This is a genomic window from Pseudooceanicola sp. (assembly GCF_029213205.1).
Taxonomy (GTDB): domain Bacteria; phylum Pseudomonadota; class Alphaproteobacteria; order Rhodobacterales; family Rhodobacteraceae; genus Pseudooceanicola.
The window spans coordinates 230,817-249,362 of the sequence record NZ_JARGNH010000001.1 but is presented as its reverse complement, the minus strand read 5'-3'; the positions used below and the strand labels follow the sequence as shown (position 1 = coordinate 249,362).

General features: G+C 64.6%; 16 protein-coding genes. 4 read left to right on the top strand and 12 right to left on the bottom strand.

The window, feature by feature from the left end; all coding sequences use genetic code 11:
• Positions 1-62: 62 nt before the first annotated feature.
• From P1U48_RS01235 to P1U48_RS01220, 4 genes are all read right to left on the bottom strand, one after another.
• Positions 63-1,895: an ABC-F family ATP-binding cassette domain-containing protein gene (locus P1U48_RS01235; RefSeq protein WP_301066352.1), complete on the bottom strand. Its 1,833-nt coding sequence runs from the start codon at positions 1,893-1,895 to the stop codon at positions 63-65.
• 97 nt (positions 1,896-1,992) lie between these two features.
• Entirely contained in the window at positions 1,993-3,363 is a 1,371-nt protein-coding gene (locus P1U48_RS01230) for a cytochrome P450 (RefSeq protein WP_301066351.1), read from the bottom strand.
• Positions 3,364-3,402: 39 nt separating this feature from the next.
• Entirely contained in the window at positions 3,403-4,650 is a 1,248-nt protein-coding gene (locus P1U48_RS01225; RefSeq protein WP_301066350.1) for a hypothetical protein, read from the bottom strand.
• A gap of 61 nt (positions 4,651-4,711) precedes the next feature.
• Positions 4,712-5,461, bottom strand: coding sequence for a cytochrome c biogenesis protein CcdA (locus P1U48_RS01220; RefSeq protein ID WP_301066349.1), 750 nt, complete (start codon positions 5,459-5,461; stop codon positions 4,712-4,714).
• A 123-nt stretch (positions 5,462-5,584) separates the two neighbouring features.
• Between P1U48_RS01220 and P1U48_RS01215 the strand changes: the two genes are divergently transcribed.
• Positions 5,585-5,815, top strand: a complete 231-nt coding sequence (locus P1U48_RS01215; protein WP_301066348.1) for a sulfurtransferase TusA family protein — start codon at positions 5,585-5,587, stop codon at positions 5,813-5,815.
• Between the two features lie 54 nt (positions 5,816-5,869).
• Here P1U48_RS01215 and P1U48_RS01210 read toward each other — a convergent pair whose 3' ends face one another.
• The 7 genes from P1U48_RS01210 to purC all read right to left on the bottom strand — a co-directional run bounded on the left by P1U48_RS01210 (position 5,870) and on the right by purC (position 14,637).
• Positions 5,870-8,698, bottom strand: a complete 2,829-nt coding sequence (locus tag P1U48_RS01210; RefSeq protein ID WP_301066347.1) for a ribonuclease E/G — start codon at positions 8,696-8,698, stop codon at positions 5,870-5,872.
• Between the two features lie 542 nt (positions 8,699-9,240).
• Positions 9,241-10,575, bottom strand: coding sequence for a sigma-54 dependent transcriptional regulator (locus tag P1U48_RS01205; protein ID WP_301066346.1), 1,335 nt, complete (start codon positions 10,573-10,575; stop codon positions 9,241-9,243).
• Between the two features lie 31 nt (positions 10,576-10,606).
• Entirely contained in the window at positions 10,607-12,364 is a 1,758-nt protein-coding gene (locus P1U48_RS01200; RefSeq protein WP_301066345.1) for an ATP-binding protein, read from the bottom strand.
• Between the two features lie 193 nt (positions 12,365-12,557).
• A complete protein-coding gene (purQ, locus tag P1U48_RS01195; protein WP_301066856.1) occupies positions 12,558-13,226 on the bottom strand; it encodes a phosphoribosylformylglycinamidine synthase subunit PurQ in 669 nt (222 codons plus the stop codon).
• Between the two features lie 103 nt (positions 13,227-13,329).
• Positions 13,330-13,518, bottom strand: a complete 189-nt coding sequence (locus P1U48_RS01190; protein WP_301066344.1) for a hypothetical protein — start codon at positions 13,516-13,518, stop codon at positions 13,330-13,332.
• Positions 13,519-13,636: 118 nt separating this feature from the next.
• The gene (gene purS, locus P1U48_RS01185) at positions 13,637-13,864 is read right to left on the bottom strand and encodes a phosphoribosylformylglycinamidine synthase subunit PurS (protein ID WP_301066343.1); all 228 of its coding nucleotides are present in this window, start codon (positions 13,862-13,864) and stop codon (positions 13,637-13,639) included.
• A gap of 11 nt (positions 13,865-13,875) precedes the next feature.
• Complete coding sequence (purC, locus tag P1U48_RS01180) at positions 13,876-14,637, bottom strand: phosphoribosylaminoimidazolesuccinocarboxamide synthase (RefSeq protein ID WP_301066342.1); 762 nt, start codon at positions 14,635-14,637, stop codon at positions 13,876-13,878.
• 152 nt (positions 14,638-14,789) lie between these two features.
• Between purC and P1U48_RS01175 the strand changes: the two genes are divergently transcribed.
• Positions 14,790-15,104 (top strand): DUF1476 domain-containing protein, encoded by a 315-nt coding sequence (locus tag P1U48_RS01175; protein ID WP_301066341.1) that lies wholly within the window; start codon positions 14,790-14,792, stop codon positions 15,102-15,104.
• 246 nt (positions 15,105-15,350) lie between these two features.
• Positions 15,351-16,364 carry a betaine--homocysteine S-methyltransferase gene (bmt, locus tag P1U48_RS01170; protein WP_301066340.1) on the top strand — a complete coding sequence of 338 codons (1,014 nt, stop codon included), beginning with the start codon at positions 15,351-15,353 and terminating at the stop codon, positions 16,362-16,364.
• Positions 16,365-16,476: 112 nt separating this feature from the next.
• Here the strand turns inward: bmt and P1U48_RS01165 are convergent, their stop codons facing one another.
• Complete coding sequence (locus tag P1U48_RS01165; RefSeq protein ID WP_301066339.1) at positions 16,477-17,595, bottom strand: PA0069 family radical SAM protein; 1,119 nt, start codon at positions 17,593-17,595, stop codon at positions 16,477-16,479.
• A gap of 209 nt (positions 17,596-17,804) precedes the next feature.
• Between P1U48_RS01165 and P1U48_RS01160 the strand changes: the two genes are divergently transcribed.
• Complete coding sequence (locus tag P1U48_RS01160; protein WP_301066338.1) at positions 17,805-18,509, top strand: B12-binding domain-containing protein; 705 nt, start codon at positions 17,805-17,807, stop codon at positions 18,507-18,509.
• The last annotated feature ends 37 nt before the right edge of the window (positions 18,510-18,546 follow it).

The window sequence follows — 18,546 nt, the reverse complement described above, 5'->3', positions numbered from 1 at the left end:
CGGAAATATGCACCCGGCAGAAAGGAATTTCCATACACCAATTGACCGAACGGCAAGTTGATTTACCGGCTGGCTGAATCCGCCTGTTCGGCCTTTTCTGCAAGGCTCAGCCACTCGCCCTCGGCGGTTTGCAGCGCCTGCTGGCGTTCGCTCAGCGCCTCGGTGGCCTTGCGGAATTTTACCGGTTCGGCCGAGAATCGATCCGGGGCAGAGAGATAAGTCTCAAGCTTGGCGATCTCGGCGCTCAGCCGGTCGATCACCCCGGGCAGTTCCGCCAGCCGATGTGATTCGGTAAAGCTGAGACCGGCAGCCTTCTTCTCTGCCTTGCGACTCGCCTGGGGCGCGGCGGCGGGTTTGCCCCCCTTGCTGGTGGTCGCCACATCGGCCTGCCCACGCTGAGCGCGGTAATCGCTCCAACCACCGGCATAGACCAGCGCCTGCCCGTCACCCTCCATCGCCACCGTGGTGGCGGCGACCCGGTCGATGAAATCGCGGTCGTGGCTGACCAGCAGCACGGTGCCGTCATAATCGTCGAGCAGTTCCTGCAACAGATCCAGGGTCTCGACGTCCAGATCATTGGTCGGCTCGTCCAGCACCAGCATATTGCTTTCCCGCGCCATCAGCTTGGCCAGCAACAGCCGTGCCTTTTCCCCGCCTGAGAGCGAGCGCACCGGCGCCCGCGCCTGGGCCTCGTCAAACAGGAAGTCCTTGAGATAGCCAACCACATGCCGGGGCTGACCACGCACCATCACCTGATCCGCCTGGCCGCTGACCCGCATCTCGGGGTCGCCCACCAAGTTCTCCCAGAGCGTCTGATCGGGGACCAGGGCAGCACGCGACTGATCGAACATCGCAATGTCCAGATTGGTGCCCAGCTTGATGGTGCCGCTGTCCGGGGCGATGCCACCGGTCAGCATGCCGATCAGCGTGGTCTTGCCGACCCCGTTCGGCCCGACAAATGCAACCCGGTCACCGCGCATCACGGTGAGGCTGAAATCACGCAGGATCTCGCGCCCGTCAAAGGCTTTGGCAATCGCCTGTGCCTCGATCACCTTACGCCCCGACTTGGTCCCGGCCGCCAGCGCCATCGCCGCGGTGCCCTGGCGGCGGATCTGCGCCGCACGGTCTTCGCGCATGTCCGCCAGCCGCCGCACCCGGCCCTGGTTGCGCTTGCGCCGGGCGCTGATGCCCTCGACCGCCCAGCGGGCCTCGGCCTTGATCTTGCGATTCAGCTTGTGACGGGCGAGATCCTCGTCCTCCCAGATCTTGTCGCGCCAGGCCTCGAACCCTTCAAAGCCCTCGTCGGACCGGCGCACCTGGCCCCGGTCGATCCACAGGGTGGCGCGGCTCAAGGCCCGCAGAAAGGCGCGGTCATGGCTGATCAGCACAAAGGCTTTGCGGGTCTCGGCCAACTGGCTCTCCAGCCAGCCGATCGCCTCGATGTCCAGATGGTTGGTCGGCTCGTCCAGCAGCATCAACTCCGGCGCCTCGGCCCAGAGCTTTGCCAGTGCCGCCCGCCGCCGCTCACCGCCGCTGGCGGTGGCCACCGGGCGCGCGGCGTCGAACTTCAGCCCTTCGGCGGCCATCTCCACCCGCCAGGCCTCGGAATCGTCCAGTTCGGACAGGGCGAAATCGCCAAGCGTGGCAAAGCCCTCCATCTCCGGTTCCTGCTGCATATATCCGACCGTGGTGCCGGGCGACAGAACCCGGGCGCCGCGATCGGTCTCGACCAGCCCGGCCATCACCTTCATCAAGGTCGATTTGCCTGATCCGTTGCGCCCGACCAGCGCCACCCGGTCGCCCGGCTGCACCGTCAGCGACAGGTCGTCAAACACCGGATCCCCCCCGAAGGTGAGCGATACGTCAGTCAATTGCAAAAGGGGAGCACGCGCCATGGGCGCCAGCTAAGCCTGCGCCGCGCCGCCGTCAACGCCTGCTTGCCGCCAGCCGCTTCATCTTGCCAAAAATATTCTCGGGGGGCTCGGGCCTGCGCTAGGCGTCGTCGCGTGGCTCCAGCCGCAGCCAGATCCCGTCTTTCGAACGCACCGTCAGATGCGCCACCGGCACCGGCACCCTGCCCTCGACCGGCAGAATCCGATAGGCGCGCAGGATCATCGACAGGATCAACGGCCCCTCGACCATGGCGAATCCGGCGCCGGTGCAGACCCGTGGCCCGGCCGAAAACGGGATATAGGCGTCGCGCAGGCAGGTCTTGCCATTCTCGCTGGCAAAGCGGGCGGGGTCGAATTCGTCGGGCCGTTCCCACAGCCGCTCATGGCGGTGCAGATGCCAGGGGCTCAGCACCACCTGGGCGCCCTTGCTGACCGCGCGCTCACGGAACGTCACCGGACAACTGGCCTCGCGCACCATCATCGGCACCGGCGGGTAGAGGCGCAGCGCCTCGCGGAACACATCGCGGCTGGTGCGCAGGCGCGACATCACCGAAAATTCCGCCCCCGCGTCCAGCGCCGTGGCCTCGGCCGCCACCTTGTCCTGCCACTCCGGGAACTGCGCCATCAGATAGAGCGTCCAGGCCAGGGCCGAGGCGCTGGTTTCATGCCCGGCCAGGAAAAAGATCGCCACCTGATCGACCATCTCGACGGTGTCAAAGCCCGCCCCGGTCACCGGATCGCTTGTGGTCATGATCTTGGTCGCCAGATCATCCGGCGCGCTGCCATCGGCAATCGCCGCCGCCCGTTCGGCGGTCAGCCGGGTGATCAGCGCCCGGATCGATTTCGCCGCGGCACGGGTTTCGCGGCGGAAAAATCGCGGCATCCAGCGCGGCAGCGGCACGAAGGCGGCCAGGTTCAGCACCGGCTGGCTACGCTGATAGACCCGGAATTCGTGGAACACCGCCCCGGCGACCTCATGCTCGATCGGGATCGAAAACAGGGTGCGAAAGATCACATCCGCCGCCGCATGGCTGGTCTCTTCCTCGATCTCGATCGGCGTACCGGTGCGCGCGGCCAGCCGGGCCACACAGGCCTCTGCCGCCGCCCACATCGCCGGAAAGGTATCGCGCAGCCGTCCGCCCTCGAATGCGGGGTCAATGATCCGGCGCTGCCGCTTCCAGGTCTCGCCATTGGTCAGGAACACCGAATTGCCCAAGAGCGGGCGCAGCCCTTCGCCGATCCGATTGCTCTTGGGGAAATCGTCGGGACGGTCCTTCAGCACCCGTTTCACCAGCTCTGGCTGGTTGATCAGGTAGGAGCGAAAGAACGGGGTGCGGAATTCCGCCATCCAGGCGCGGTAGAGCTTGGCCGGCTGTGCCGACAGAAGGTCCTGGCGGAACAGCTTGACATAGCGGCGCAGGCTGACCTTTTCGGGCCGCGCCGGTGGCTTCGGAGGCAGGATCACCGTCATGCCGTCACGCTCCTACCCTCGCGGTGCTCATTTTGGCGCTCATCGACCGGGCACCTCTGACCGCAGGCTGGTGTATTTCGACACCGCCGCCTCGATCCGGCTCTTGGACGCGCTGCGGCCCTGATAGCGCGCCTTCAGGCTGATCGGTCCGGCAGTAATGCGGAAATAATCGTAATCCCCGACCCGGTCGAAAGCGCAGAGATATTGGAAATGCAGCCGAAAGAACCGCCAGCGCAGGTCCTTCCACCGCTCTGGACTCAGCGTCTGGGTGAAGGCCGCCGACACCACCAGCGGCCAGCGCTTGTCGGGCGGGGCCACGCCGCTGACCGCAACCGGATCGCAGAGCGCAAAGGCGCAGCCGTCGCCGGGTGCGGTCACATCGACCCAGACCAGCTCGTCGCGCGCCGACAGATAGCGCAGGTCGCTGCGCAACCGCTCGGCGCGCGGCAGGAACGACACCATCGGCACCACCTGCCCGAGGCTCAGAAACCCCAGTTGCGGCGCACCCCCACCGGTCGGCACCCGGCCCGCGCGGATCAGGTCGGCCAGGATCGACACCGCCAGATGCGCGCCCGAGGAATGGCCAACCACCAGCACCTCGTCGCAGTCCTCGTTCAACGCCGCAGCAATCGCATTGCCAAAATCCGCCATCCGCGCCTCGAGCGCGGGCGGATTGGCGCCCCGCAGCCGGGCAGAGAACGAATAATCATGCATCAGGTAATAGGCGAAAAACTTGCCGTCCCGCGCCTTGAACCAGCCCAGCACGGCCCAGGCCAGCGCCAGCCCCAAGGCGATCCCGACCCAGGGCGCGGCGATCCCGGCCCCCGCCCAGGCCAGCCCGGCATTGGCCAGCGCGCCGATGCCCCAGCCCGCCACCAGCGCCAGCGCCAGTTGCAGCAGCAAGAACCCGACGGGATACAGCGCCGCGATCACCGGCCCCTTGCGCAGCCGCATCAGCCGCCACAACACCCCGGTGGCGATATAGGCCCAGGCGGTGCGGATCAGCGCCTGATAGGTCGCCGGGATCGAATGACCCATGCTGTCACGCACGATATCGGACCAGACCAGCACCTCGACATCCGCCTCGACCGCGGCACCATCGATGTCAGCACTGACATGCCAGCCATAGGGCCCCTGGCCCTGTTTCGGCTTCAGCCCGATCTGGTAACCGGAAATCGCCGCCTGCTCTGCGCCCTCCTTGCGGTAAAGTTCGCGGTAGCGGCGTGGATGGATCGGGTCATAGCCGGGGATGTAAAACACCCGGCGGCGTTTGATTTCCTGGGTCATCGGGCCTGCTCTGCCTCCTGCTGGCGTCAGCCTAGCCTGAATTTCCGGCGAGTTTATGGCCTCAGCCCAGCACCGCAAGCCCCGGAAAGGTTTCCAGCAGCCAATAGGACAGCGATGAGAAACCACCGGTCAGCATCATCAGTCCGATGGTCCAGAGCAGCAGGCCCATCACCCGTTCGATGATCTCCATATGGCGCTTCATCCAGCCCATCAGCCCGGTGAGGCGCGGCAGGAAGGCCGCGACCAGCAGGAACGGCACCCCAAGCCCCAGCGCATAGATGGCCAGCAGCAAGGTGCCCCGGGCGATATTCGCCTCCGACGCCGCCAGCGACAGGATCGCGCCCAGCTGCGGCCCGATGCAGGGCGTCCAGCCAAAGGCAAAGGCGAGGCCCAGCACATAGGCGCCAAAGGCGCTGCCGCCGCGATCCCCGGCATCCAGCCGCGCCTCGCGCATCAGGAACCCGATCCGCACAATGCCAAGGAAATGCAGCCCGAAGACCATCACCAGCAGCCCGGCCAGGGTGCTGAACCAGCCCTGCCAGGCTAGGAACACCCGGCCCATGGTGCTGGCGGCAAAGCCCATCAGCAGGAACACCGTCGACAGGCCCATGACAAAGAACAGCGCCGGAATCACCGAGCGGCTGCGGCGCCCGCCCTGGCCAAGATCGGCCATCGACACCCCGGACATATAGGCCAGATAGGGCGGCACGATCGGCAGCACGCAGGGGCTGAGGAATGAGATCACCCCGGCGAACAGCGCTACAAGCATCGCCGGTAGCAAACCCGCGTCTATGATATCGATCCCGAACATGATCCCGGCTTAGCGCAGTGCCGCGCGCCCGTCACGCGCTGAGATGTCACAACCGCGTGGCCTGACTTGTGGCGCGGCGGCTTCGCCACTGGACAGCGCCCGCCACCCCGGCGACAAAGCCCTATGCCGCGCGCCGATGACATCCTTGATGCGACCGATCTGCTCTGCCCGTTGCCGGTGCTGAAGGCGCGCAAGGCGTTGAACGCCATGACCCCCGGTCAGAAATTGCGGATCCGCACCAGCGATCCGGTTGCGGTGATCGACATCCCGCATTTCTGCGCCGAGGCCGGGCATCGCCTGATCTCATCCACCGACGAAGGCGCCACCCAACTGTTTGAAATCGAACGCGGCTGACGAAAACGCCGCACCCTTTTGGGGCGCGGCGTTGTCTTGTCCGTGTCGGCAGGCTTAGCGGCCCAGCGACCACCAGCCACGTTTCTTCGGCTTGTCATCAGCCTCGGCCGGGGCACTTTCGGCGACCGGTTCTGGTGCAGGCGCAGCGGCCACGGGTTCCGGCGCCGGGGTTGCGGCCACCGGTGCCGGTTCGGGTGCCGGTGTCGCTACCGGTTCCGGGGCGGGTGCCGGTGTCGCCATCGGTTCCGGCGTGGGCGCCTCGGCGACAGGTTCCGGCGCGGGCGTTTCGGCGACAGGTTCCGGGGCGGGCGCTTCGGCGACGGGTTCCGGCGCGGGCGCGGCCTTCGGCTTGGCGGCCGCCCGGGTTCGGGTGCGCGGCTTGGCGGCGGGTTTCGCCGGGGCCTCGGCCGCCTCACTTGCGGGCGCTTCGGCACGCACCGCCTCGGCCGCATCCTCGGTTGCCGCGGCATCGCTGGCCTTGGCACGGCTGCGGGTCGCCGGTTTCTTGGCGGTTTTCGCGGTGCTGCTGGTCGACCGGCTACGGGTGGTCTTCGCGCGGCTGGTCTTCGGCTTGGCCGCCGGAGCCTCTGCTTCCGTTTCATCCGTCACCGGCTCTGCCGGGGTTTCGGAGACGGGTTCAACCGGGGCCTCCGCCGCCGCCTCAACCACCGCAGGCGTCTCGCTCACCGGGGCGTCGACGACCGGAGCGATATCGGCCTGATCTTCGGCCTCGTCGGACTCGTCGCCCTCGCCATTGTCAGCGGACTCGCCGTTCTGCGGGTTGCCATCGGCACCCGATTTCGACTTCCGCCGCCGCCGCCGCCGCCGTTTCTTCTTCGGCTGGCCGTTCTCGCCATCAGCACCGTTGCCCGTGCTGGACTCAGACCCGGTCTCAGCCGCCTCAGCCTCAGCTGCGGCGTCAACCTCATCCTCATCCTTTTCCTCGACAACATCGTCGTCGGCTTCATCCATGTAGGACGAATTGGCCGACACAACCAACGGGATTTCCTGAACGATCCGCGTCGCAGTCTTCAGTTTTTCCAGGGTGAAATCCGGGCTGACCAGCAGCGGATCGCCCTCGATGCGCACCGCCATGCCATAGCGGCCCTCGATGGTGGCGACATGTTCGCGCTTCTGGTTCATCAGGTAATTGGCGATTCCCACCGGACATTTCACCAGCACCTCACGCGACCGGCGCCTTGTGCCCTCTTCTTCGATCTGGCGCAGGATGCTCAGCGCCATATTGTCGTCAGAGCGGATCAACCCGGTGCCGTGACAGACATGGCAGGGCTGTGTCGTCGCCTCGATCATGCCGGGGCGCAGACGCTGACGCGACATTTCCATCAGGCCAAAGCCGGAAATCCGACCCACCTGAATACGGGCCCGGTCGGTCTTCAGCTTGTCCTTCATCCGCTTTTCGACGGCGGCGTTGTTCTTGCGCTCGTCCATGTCGATGAAGTCGATGACGATCAGCCCGGCCAGATCGCGCAGCCGCAGCTGGCGCGCCACCTCTTCGGCGGCCTCAAGGTTGGTGTTCAACGCGGTCTGCTCGATCGAGCCTTCCTTGGTGGCCCGGCCGGAGTTCACGTCGATCGCCACCAGCGCCTCGGTCACGCCGATCACGATGTAGCCACCGGATTTCAGCTGCACCACCGGGTTGAACATGCCACCGAGATAGCTTTCGACCTGGAAGCGGGCGAACAGCGGCAGCGTGTCCTGATAGTTTTTCACGTTCTTGGCATGCGAGGGCATGATCATCTTCATGAAGTCTTTGGCGTTGCGATAGCCGCGCTCGCCCTCGACCAGAACCTCGTCGATCTCGCGGCTGTAAAGGTCGCGGATCGAGCGTTTGATCAGGTCGCCCTCTTCATAGATTTTTGCCGGCGCCACCGATTTCAGCGTCAGCTCGCGGATCTGTTCCCACATCCGTTGCAGATATTCGTAATCGCGCTTGATCTCGGTCTTGGTGCGTTTTGCACCGGCGGTGCGCACGATCAGCCCGGCGCCGCGCGGCACGTCGATCTCGTTGGCGATTTCCTTGAGCTTCTTGCGGTCGACCGCATTGGTGATCTTGCGGGAAATCCCGCCGCCACGCGCGGTGTTCGGCATCAGCACGCAATAACGTCCGGCCAGCGACAGATAGGTGGTCAGCGCCGCGCCCTTGTTGCCGCGTTCCTCTTTGACCACTTGCACCAGCAGGATCTGGCGAACCTTGATGACTTCCTGGATCTTGTAGCGCCGGGCGCGCGGTTTGCGCACCGGGCGGATGTCTTCCTGGTCGTCCTCATCGGCAAGGTCTTCGATCTCGCTGTCGCGGCTGGCCGCATCCGCAAGCTCGTCACCGTCGTCATCACTGTCGCCGTCAGAGACAGCGTCACTCTGGTCATCCGGCTCTTCGACCGGGGTTTCGGCGACGTTTTCCATCGGCGAGCTGCCCTCGGGCACCTCGTCATCCAGGTCAATCGTTTCCATCCCGTCGATCTGATCGGTCTCAAGTGTCGCGACGGCGTCGTCAGAGTCGGCCTTGGCCGGCCGTGACCGGCTGCGCGACCGGGACGGGCGTTTGCGCTTGTCGTCCTGATCTTCGCGCGCGCTGGCCGCTTCGGCATCGGCGCGCTCTTCTTCCATCAGCGCCTCGCGGTCGGCGACGGGAATCTGGTAATAGTCCGGGTGGATTTCCGAGAACGCCAGGAACCCGTGTCGGTTGCCGCCGTAATCGATAAAGGCGGCCTGCAAGGACGGTTCGACCCGGGTCACCTTTGCCAGATAGATGTTGCCAGCTAGCTGGCGTTTGTTTTCTGATTCAAAGTCGAATTCCTCGACCTTGTTTCCGTCAACCACCACAACGCGGGTCTCTTCCGCGTGGGTGGCATCGATAAGCATTTTCTTAGCCATTTTATCCGTTTGCACGCACGCGAGCGGCCCCGGCCCGGCGGTTTTCCCGGCGGGGCGAGGCATCTGGCGTCGTGTCTGTCAGGGGCGAATGCGGCAGCGCCGTGGATCCTGGTCAACCGTACAGGGCCCATAAAGCCCCCCAATCCGGCTGCAAATGATCCCGCGCGCCTCATCGCGTTTCTTCTCCGGCGGCGGCCTCATTCATCGGGCGCGCCACCCATTCAGCGCCCGATCGACCGCTTGCGCGTCTCCGGGCATTCTTTCGGCCCCGGCGGGGCCCCTATCGGTCTGTCCCGCCCGGTCCACCCGGTTACAGGGGGCCATAGGACGATCCAGCGAAACTCTCAACCAGCCTGCGTCAGACACAGATCGGCGTCCTTACAGGATAGAAGCATTCATTCGGTGAATACAATGCGAAAACTGAACGCCAGACTGACCGACACCCGCATTCCGCGAATTTGCCGTTATTTTTCGCGCTAATTTTAATCCATCTCGAAGCGCCGTGGGATCCGCGTCCCAAGACACGCGCCCTATAGGTAATCCTGCCGGTGCAACCCGTATTTCGCCATCTTCTCGTTCAGGGTCCGGCGCGGCAGGCACAGCTCATCCATCACATTGGCAATCGAGCCCTTGTGACGGCGCATGGTGTTGTCGATCAGCATCCGTTCGAACGCCTCGACATATTCCTTCAGCGGCTTGCCCTCGGTGGTCATCACCGGCTGCATCTCGTCGTGATCGCTCATCAGCAGGCTGGTGATGCTGCCGGATCCGCGCCGCGATTGCAGCACCGCGCGCTCGGCGACATTGATCAACTGCCGCACATTGCCCGGCCAGGGCGCCTGCAACAGCTGCGCCGCCTCCTGGGCGGTCACCTGCGGTGTCGGACAGCCATATTCATCGGCGAATTGCTCTGACAGCTGGGTGAACATCGCCAGGATATCCTCGCCGCGCTGACGCAGCGGTGGCACAGTGATCCGCAAGGCCGCCAGCCGGTAGAACAGATCGGGGCGCAGCGCATCCTCACAGGTCTTGTCCTGCTCTTGCAGGTTCGAGATCGCCACGATCCGGGTTTCCGCCGGATTGCCCTGTTCATTGATCACCGACAACAGCCGCGCCTGCAGGATCTCGGGCAACTTTTCGATGTCTTCCAGCACCAGGGTGCCGCCACGCGCCTCTTCGATCGCCGGCAATTGGCTGTCCTCGGGCAGCATCGGCCCGAACAGCCGCTTTTCCAGCCGCGATTCATCCATCGCCCCGCAGGAGACCAGCACGAATTTCTTGCCCGCCCGCGCCCCGACCGCATGCAAGGCATGGGCGACAAGGGTCTTGCCGGTGCCGGTCTCGCCGTCGATCAGCACATGGCCATCGGCCTGGCCGAGGTCGAGGATATCCTCGCGCAGCCGCTCCATCGCCGGGGAATTGCCGATCAGCTTGCTCATCAATTGGCTGCCATCCGACAATTCGCGGCGCAATTCGCGGTTGTCCATGGTCAGCCGCCGGGCATTGGCGGCCTTCTTCGCCAATTCGGTCATCCGGTCCGGGTTGAACGGCTTTTCCAGGAAATCAAAGGCGCCGATGCGCATCGCTTCGACCGCCATCGGCACGTCGCCATGGCCGGTGATCATGATCACCGGCAAGGCACTGTCGCTGCCCATCAGTTTCTTCAGAAACTGCATCCCGTCCATGCCCGGCATCTTGATGTCGGAAATCACGATCCCGGGATAGTCCGGGCCGAGGCTGCGCAGCGCCTCTTCGGCGCTGGCAAAGGTTTCGGTGTCATAGCCGGACAGGGCCAGCCATTGGCTGATCGAATGACGCATGTCCTGTTCGTCATCCACAATCGCGATCTTCATGCCTTTTTGCACGTCTATTCTCCGCTCATGTCTTGTTCCGTCGTTATTCAGCCGCCTTCACGGCTTCGGTCAGGATTGGCAGCTGCATCTCGAACACCGCCCCACCGACCGAGGCATTGCGCGCCGTCAGGCGCCCGCCAAGGTCGTTCACGATCCCCGAGGAAATCGCAAGCCCCAACCCGACCCCGTCGCCGGGCTTCTTGGTGGTGTAGAACGGCTCAAAAAGTGAGGTCAGATCGTCGATCCCCTGGCCATTGTCGCGCACCGTCAGGGTGGCGGTTTCCCCGGCCGAAAGCAGCACGTCGATCTGCGGCGGGTCCACGGTCAGGGTGGCGTCGATGGCGTTGCGCATCAGGTTGATGATCACCTGTTCGATCCGCACCCGATCGCCCATCACCATCACCGGTTGATCCGGCATCGCCAGGTTCAGCCGCACCTGGTGCCGCTTCAGCTGCGGCTCCATCATCGACAGCGCCGAATGCACCGACTGGACCATATTTACAGGCGCCAGCTCATCGGCACCCTTACGGGCATAGGACTTCAATTGCTTGGTGATCGCGCCCATCCGCTCGATCAGGTCGTCGATCCGCTGGAATGACGACAGCGCCTCGTCCGGACGGTTGCGGCGCAGCAGCAGGCCGGCCCCGGCGAGATAGGTTTTCATCGCCGCCAACGGCTGGTTCAACTCATGGCTGACCGCCGCCGACATCTCACCCAGCGCCGCCAGTTTCGAGCTCTGTGCCAGGGTCTGTTCGGCCACCGCCAGGTTCTCCTGCACCCGCTCACGCTCGGCGATTTCCCGCTGCAGCCTGGCGTTCAATGCGCGAAGCTCCGCCGATTCACGTTGAAAAAAGGCGCTCTGCAACGCGTTCTTGCGGCTCAACACATAAAAGGTCAGGGCCAGCAGGATGGCGAAAGCCATGATCTCGGAGGCGATGACCCCGTTCACCCGCTCGCGGATGCTGGCATAGGTGGTAAAACTGGTCACCTGCCAGCCGCGAAACGGGATCCGCGCCGACATCCGCATCACCGCCTCGCCACCGAGATAGGCATCGGCCGGCAGCGCGGTCCAATCGGCGGTGGCCTGGATGGCACGCTGAATGGCACTGGCCGGGGGTTCCGCCGCCAACGCGTCGGCCTCGGATTTGCCACGCCAGCGCGGCTCGGTCGCCAGAATGATCCGGCCGGTGGAATCGGTCACATGCACCGCATCCGAAATCCCCGCCCAGGCGCGCTCGAATTTCTGCAGATCGACCTCGACAATCACCACGCCCAGGGCTTGCCCCTGCGATTCCAGTTTGCGCGAATAGGTAAAGCGATACCCACCCGCCTCGCGCTCAAGCAGCGAAAACACGGTGCCATTGGAGCGCAGCGCATCAACGAAATAAGGCGCCTGCCGGTGCGATTCGCCCAGCCGGTTGCGGTCGGTGGCGGCGACCGACCGGCCATCGCTGTCCAGCAACATCAGGCTGGCGGCGCCGATCTCATCGACAAAGGAAATCAACCGCTGGGTAGATTGCGAAAAATCCTGACCGTTCAGCGCCCCGATCAACGCCGGGTCCCGGCTCAGAAGCTGCGGCACGATGGAATTGCGCTGCAACTCGCTGACCAGATTGCCGCCATAAAGCGCCAGCCGCAGCTCGGCCCGGCTGCGGGTGTTCTGGGTGAAGCGTTCGGTCAGCAGCCAGTTGGTCACCAGCACCACGCCGCAAGCGATCGCAACAAAGATCAGCAACCCGATCCGCGCGCGCCAGCTGATCGTCCGGTTCGCCTCCGCGCCGCTGTCTTCGGTGAGAGCCATCGGCATCCCCTGCCTGTTTCCACCAGACTACGCCGCCCACCGGTGCCCCTCAACCCCACCCATGCTCAGCATGTCGTGACCGGCAACCTGCCGCCATCTTCATCTTGCCAAAAATATTCTGGGGGAGTCGGGCCGCAGGCCCGGCGGGGGCAACGCCCCTTCTTGCACCGGAACCCAAACCGAGCGCCCGCGATCAGGCGCTGACCAGCGCCTCCATCAGCCCGGCGAACATCGCCCGCCCGTCGGTGCCGCCATGGCCGGGATCGGCGGCGCGTTCGGGATGCGGCATCATCCCCAGCACCCGACGATTGGCGCTGAGCACCCCGGCAATGTCCCCGACCGACCCGTTCGGATTGTCGTTATAGCTAAAGGCGATGCGATCCTCGGCCTCAAGCTGCGCCAGAACCTCGGGATCGGCCTGGTAATTGCCATCGTGATGGGCAATCGGGATCTGCAGCTCGGTGCCGGCAGTCCAGCTCCGGGTAAAGGCACTGTCCGAGGTCCGCACCAGCAGCGGCACGGTCCGGCAGACATATTTCAGCCCGGCATTGCGCAGCAGGGCGCCGGGCAGCAGCCGGGTCTCGGTCAGCACCTGAAAGCCGTTGCAGACGCCCAGAGCATAGCCGCCGCGCGCGACATGTCGCTTCAGCCCGGCGCAGATCGGCGAATTGGCGGCAATCGCGCCGCAGCGCAGATAATCCCCAAACGAGAATCCGCCCGGCACGCCGACGATATCGACCGCCTCGGGCAGCGCCGCCTCCTTGTGCCAGACCATGGTCACATCCGCCCCGGCGGCCTCGAAGGCGACCTTCAGGTCGCGGTCGCAATTGCTTCCGGGAAACACCAGGATGGCGGCTTTCATGGGCAGGGCTCCCTCGCGGCTGAAATCGGTGATGAGCGCAACCCCTGGCAGGGTCGGGCCGTTGCACGCCGTCAGCGCCGCGCCGGTCTGGTTCAGCGGAATCTCACGCGCGATAGCTCGGCTCATATCGACGTTTCCCGAGGGGATCAACATCGGCGACAAGCTCGATCACCGGTCCCCTGAGATCGGCGCGCCCGACAATCACATCAATCACATCGGGCGGGCGCACACCAGAACCGCCTGCTGCATCCGAACGACCGGCCCGGACAGCATCCCCGCCCAGCAGAACCATCGAAAACCAGGACCGATTTGCCACACCCTGCGCCAAAGCCAGATTGCCCCAAACAAAGGATTTCGGCGCACCCAGGGGCGCGCCGTTCAGGCCGTGTTCACTTGTAAACCCTGCGCCCTCACATCTCGATCGAGTAACTTTCGATCACCGTATTGGCGAGCAGCTTTTCGCACATCGCCTTGACCGTGGCCTCGTCGGTGCCCTCGGCCAGCTCCAGTTCGATCACCTTGCCCTGGCGCACCCCCTGCACCCCGGCAAAGCCGAGCGAGCCGAGCGCGTGGCGCACGGCCTCGCCCTGCGGATCGAGCACCCCGGTTTTCAGCATCACTTGCACCCGCGCCTTCATCCCCGGCCCTTTCAGTTGATCAAAGTCGGTTTGGTCACCGCGGTCGGGGCGGCTTGCAGCACCCCCAGACGGCGGGCGACCTCGGAATAGGCATCGGTGAGCGAGCCCAGATCGCGGCGGAACACATCCTTGTCCAGCTTCTGCCCGGTCTCGATATCCCAGAGCCGACAGCTGTCAGGGCTGATCTCATCCGCCACCACCAGACGCTGAAAATCGCCATCAAAAACGCGGCCGATCTCGATCTTGAAATCGATCAGCTTGATCCCGACCGCCAGCATCATCCCAGACAGGAAATCGTTGACCCTGAGCGCCAGCGCCAGAATGTCATCCATATCCTGCTGGCTGGCCCAGTTGAAGGCCGCGATATGTTCCTCGGTGACCATTGGATCGCCGAGATTGTCGTCCTTGAAGTAATATTCGACGATCGGCCGTGGCAGCGCCATGCCCTCTTCCAGACCCAGGCGCTTGGACATCGACCCGGCGGCGTAGTTGCGCACCACGACCTCAAGCGGAATGATCTCGCAGGCCCGGCACAGCTGTTCGCGCATGTTCAGGCGACGGATGAAATGGGTCGGCACCCCGATGCTGTTCAGCCCGGTCATGAAGAATTCGCTCAACCGGTTGTTCAGCACCCCCTTGCCTTCGAACACCTCCTTTTTCTGGGCGTTGAAAGCGGTGGCGTCATCCTTGAAATATTGCACGATTGTGCCCGGTTCCGGGCCTTCGTACAGGATCTTGGCTTTGCCTTCGTAAATCTTCTTGCGTCGTGCCATGAGGTCCCCGCATGAGGGGCGAGCCGAGTCTCGCCTTTGCCGCCCTCATATGTCATGGGCGGGTTTGCCGCAAGCGAACCGGCGGGCTTGTCTCTTGCGTCGCGGCGGCGCACACGGCATATCGGGGCGAGCCATGCCGAAAGGGACCAGACATGACCACCTTTGATGACCGTGCAAACGCCTTCGAGAACAAATTCGCCCATGACGCGGAAATGCTTTTCCGCGCCGAAGCCCGCCGCAACAAGCTGGTCGGACTTTGGGCCGCCGAGCTGCTGGGCAAGACCGGCGACGACGCCAACGCCTATGCCACCGAAGTGGTGAAATCGGATTTTGAAGAATCCGGAATCGAAGACGTGGTGCGCAAGCTGGTTGGCGATCTGGGTCATCTGGCCGATGCCGACACCATCCGCGCCAAGCTCGACGAGATGCTGGTGGTGGCCAAGGCTCAGCTGGTATCGGAAGGCTGATAATTCAGCGCATAAGCCGCCGTTGCTGATGCGATGGATGAAGTTTGGGCCGCTCTCTGCGGCCCTTTTCATGCCCGGCTTTCGGTGCGAACTCCGGCAGGCGCTGGCCGGTCTCGCCAGACTCCGGGTTGCTGCGGCGGAGCGCGATGAACCCGCTTCACAAGCATCATGAATGCCGCGCCATTGCTTTTGCGACCGGAACATGAGACACCGCGCCGAACCGAAATCCACCCCCGGAGTCCATAGATGACCGACGCCCTCACCCGATTGCTGAGCGAGCGCGACTGGCTGATGGCCGACGGCGCCACCGGTACCAACCTGTTCAACATGGGGCTCGGCGCTGGCGACCCGCCGGAATTGTGGAACGTCGATGCACCCGACAAGATCCGCAAACTTTATTCCTTTGCGGTGGATGCCGGCAGCGACATCTTTCTGACCAACAGCTTTGGCGGCAATGCGGCACGGCTGAAACTGCACAATGCCCAGTCGCGGGTGCGCGAATTGAATCGCGTCGCCGCCGAGCTCGGCCGTGAAGTCGCCGACAAATCCGGCCGCCAGGTGGTGGTCGCCGGATCGGTTGGCCCAACCGGTGAGATCATGGCGCCGATGGGCTCACTCACCCATGAAATCGCGGTCGAGATGTTCCACGAACAGGCCGAGGGGCTGAAACAGGGCGGCGCCGATGTGCTGTGGCTGGAAACCATCTCCGCCCCCGAGGAATTCCGCGCCGCAGCCGAAGCCTTTGCCCTTGCCGGCATGCCCTGGTGCGGCACCATGAGCTTTGACACCGCCGGGCGCACGATGATGGGGCTGACCTCGGCCGATATGGTCACCATGGTCGAGAAACTGCCGAACCCGCCGATCGCCTATGGCGCCAATTGCGGCGTTGGCGCCGCTGACATACTGCGCACGGTGCTGGGCTTTGTCGCCCAGGGCAGCGAGCGGCCGATCATCTCCAAGGGCAATGCCGGGATCCCGAAATATTCCGACGGCCATATCCATTATGACGGCACCCCGGACCTGATGGCCGATTACGCGGTGATGGCCCGCGATTGCGGCGCCACCATCATCGGCGGCTGCTGCGGCACCATGCCCGAGCATCTGGAAAAGATGCACGAGGCGCTGAGCACCCGCCCGCGCGGCCCGCGCCCCTCGCTGGAAGACATCACCGCCAAGCTTGGCGGATTCTCTTCGGCCTCGGACGGCACCGGCGACGGAGACGCGCCAAAGCGCGAACGCCGCGGCCGCCGCCGCGCCTGACGCCCTGCCACCGCTTCACAACCAGGCTTAAACCCAGATCGAACTGGGTCGCCCGACCAGACGCTCGCTTCCCCCGCCCAGGGGGAAGGTCAGGATGGGGGCCGTCGCCCCCTCAAAACAACGGCAATTGCCGCGCCGCCACCTCCGGCGCCCGAAACAGATCGCAACGCAGGCCCGGCTGCGGCCGGTCCAGGCCAAGTCGGCGGGCGCAGGTGGCAAAGCGTTGCGCGATCATCTCGGCATAGGCGCCACTGCCGCGCATCCTGAGCCCCCATTTGGCCTCGTAATCCTTGCCACCATGCATCTCGCGCACCCGCCTCATCACCCGTCCTGCCCGGTCCGGGTAGTGTTCGGCCAGCCAGTCGCGAAACAGCGGCGCCACCTCCAGCGGCAGCCGCAGCATGACCCAGCTCGCCGCCTGCGCCCCGGCATCGGCGGCGGCCTGCAACAGCGCTTCGACCTCGTGGTCGGTCAGCCCCGGAATGATCGGTGACGTCATCACCCGCACCGGGATCCCGGCCTCGGCCAGCGCCCGGATCACTTGCAGCCGCTTGGCGGGGGCCGGCGCGCGCGGCTCCATCCGCCGCGACAGAGCCGGATCGAGCGTGGTCAGAGAAATCCCGACCCGCACCAGCCCGAGCTCGGCCATCTCCTGTAGCAGATCCAAATCGCGCAGGATCAACCGACCCTTGGTGACGATGGCCACCGGATGGCGGCTGCGCAGCAGCACCAGCAGCAGCGCCCGGGTGACACCTTCGCGCTGCTCCAGCGGCTGATAGGGGTCGGTGTTGGTCCCCAACGCGATCGGCGCGACGCGATATCCCGGCGCCGCCAGTTCCCGCTCCAGCCCCGCCGCGGCACCGGGGCGCGCCACCAGCCGGGTTTCGAAATCCAGCCCCGCCGACAGACCCAGCCAGGCGTGGGTCGGGCGGGCAAAGCAATAGATGCAGCCATGTTCGCAGCCGCGATAGGGGTTGATCGAGCGGTCGAACGGCAGATCCGGCGCGCGGTTGTAGGTGATGACCCGGCGCAGACGTTCATGGCGGACCTCGGTGCGCAGGACCGGCAGCGCCTCCTCCAAATCCCAGCCGTCGGATTCGGCCACCCGCTCTTGCCGCTCAAACCGTCCGGCGCGATTGCTCGCCGCCGCACGGCCGCGCCGCTGCCGATCATCGAGCCGATGCGCCGCCAAGTCCTGCCCGGCCCGAAAGCCCTGAAATCCCTTATCCATGCCCCAAATCTGGAACAAATAAAGAACAAACACAACAGCCCCATGATCTCCATGAAGATTATTCAATCTCCTCGGTCCAAGAAAACGTCTATAGGTCGGTTGAACCACCGCCCATGTCGCAATTCGGCCAGTGAAATAGGCGCAATTGCCCGATGGGTGGAACAGATGCGTCGGCGCGCTTGTGCCGGATGAAAAAGGATAACATGCCCATGTCCGAAGACGATGACGACATCATCCTCGCCGATCTCAACGACGACGACCTCGTCCAGCAGATGTACGACGACCTCTATGATGGCCTGCGTGAAGAGATCGAGGAATCGGTGCAGATCCTGCTGTCCCGGGACTGGACGCCCTACGACGTGCTGACCAGGGCGCTTGTCGGCGGCATGACCATCGTCGGCAATGATTTCCGAGACGGCATCCTGTTCGTGCCCGAGGTGCTGCTGGCCGCCAATGCGATGAAGGGCGGCATGGCCATCCTGAAGCCGCTGCTGGTGGAAACCGGCGCGCCACGGATGGGCAAGATGGTGATCGGCACCGTCAAGGGCGACATCCATGACATTGGCAAGAATCTGGTGGCGATGATGATGGAGGGCGCCGGATTCGAGATCGTCGATCTGGGCATCAACAACGCCGTTGACGCCTATCTCGATGCGCTGAAATCGGAATCGGCGGATATCCTCGGGATGTCGGCGCTGCTGACCACCACCATGCCCTATATGAAGGTGGTCATCGACACGCTGAAGGACCAGGGCATTCGCGACGATTACTTCGTGCTGGTCGGTGGTGCACCGCTGAACGAGGAATTTGGCAAGGCGATCGGTGCCGATGCCTATTGCCGCGACGCCGCGGTCGCGGTCGAAACCGCCAAGGCCTTTGTCGCGCGCAAACACAACCAGGGCGTCGCCTCCTGACCGGACGATCCGTGGACGCCCGCCGCTGGCTTCCTCT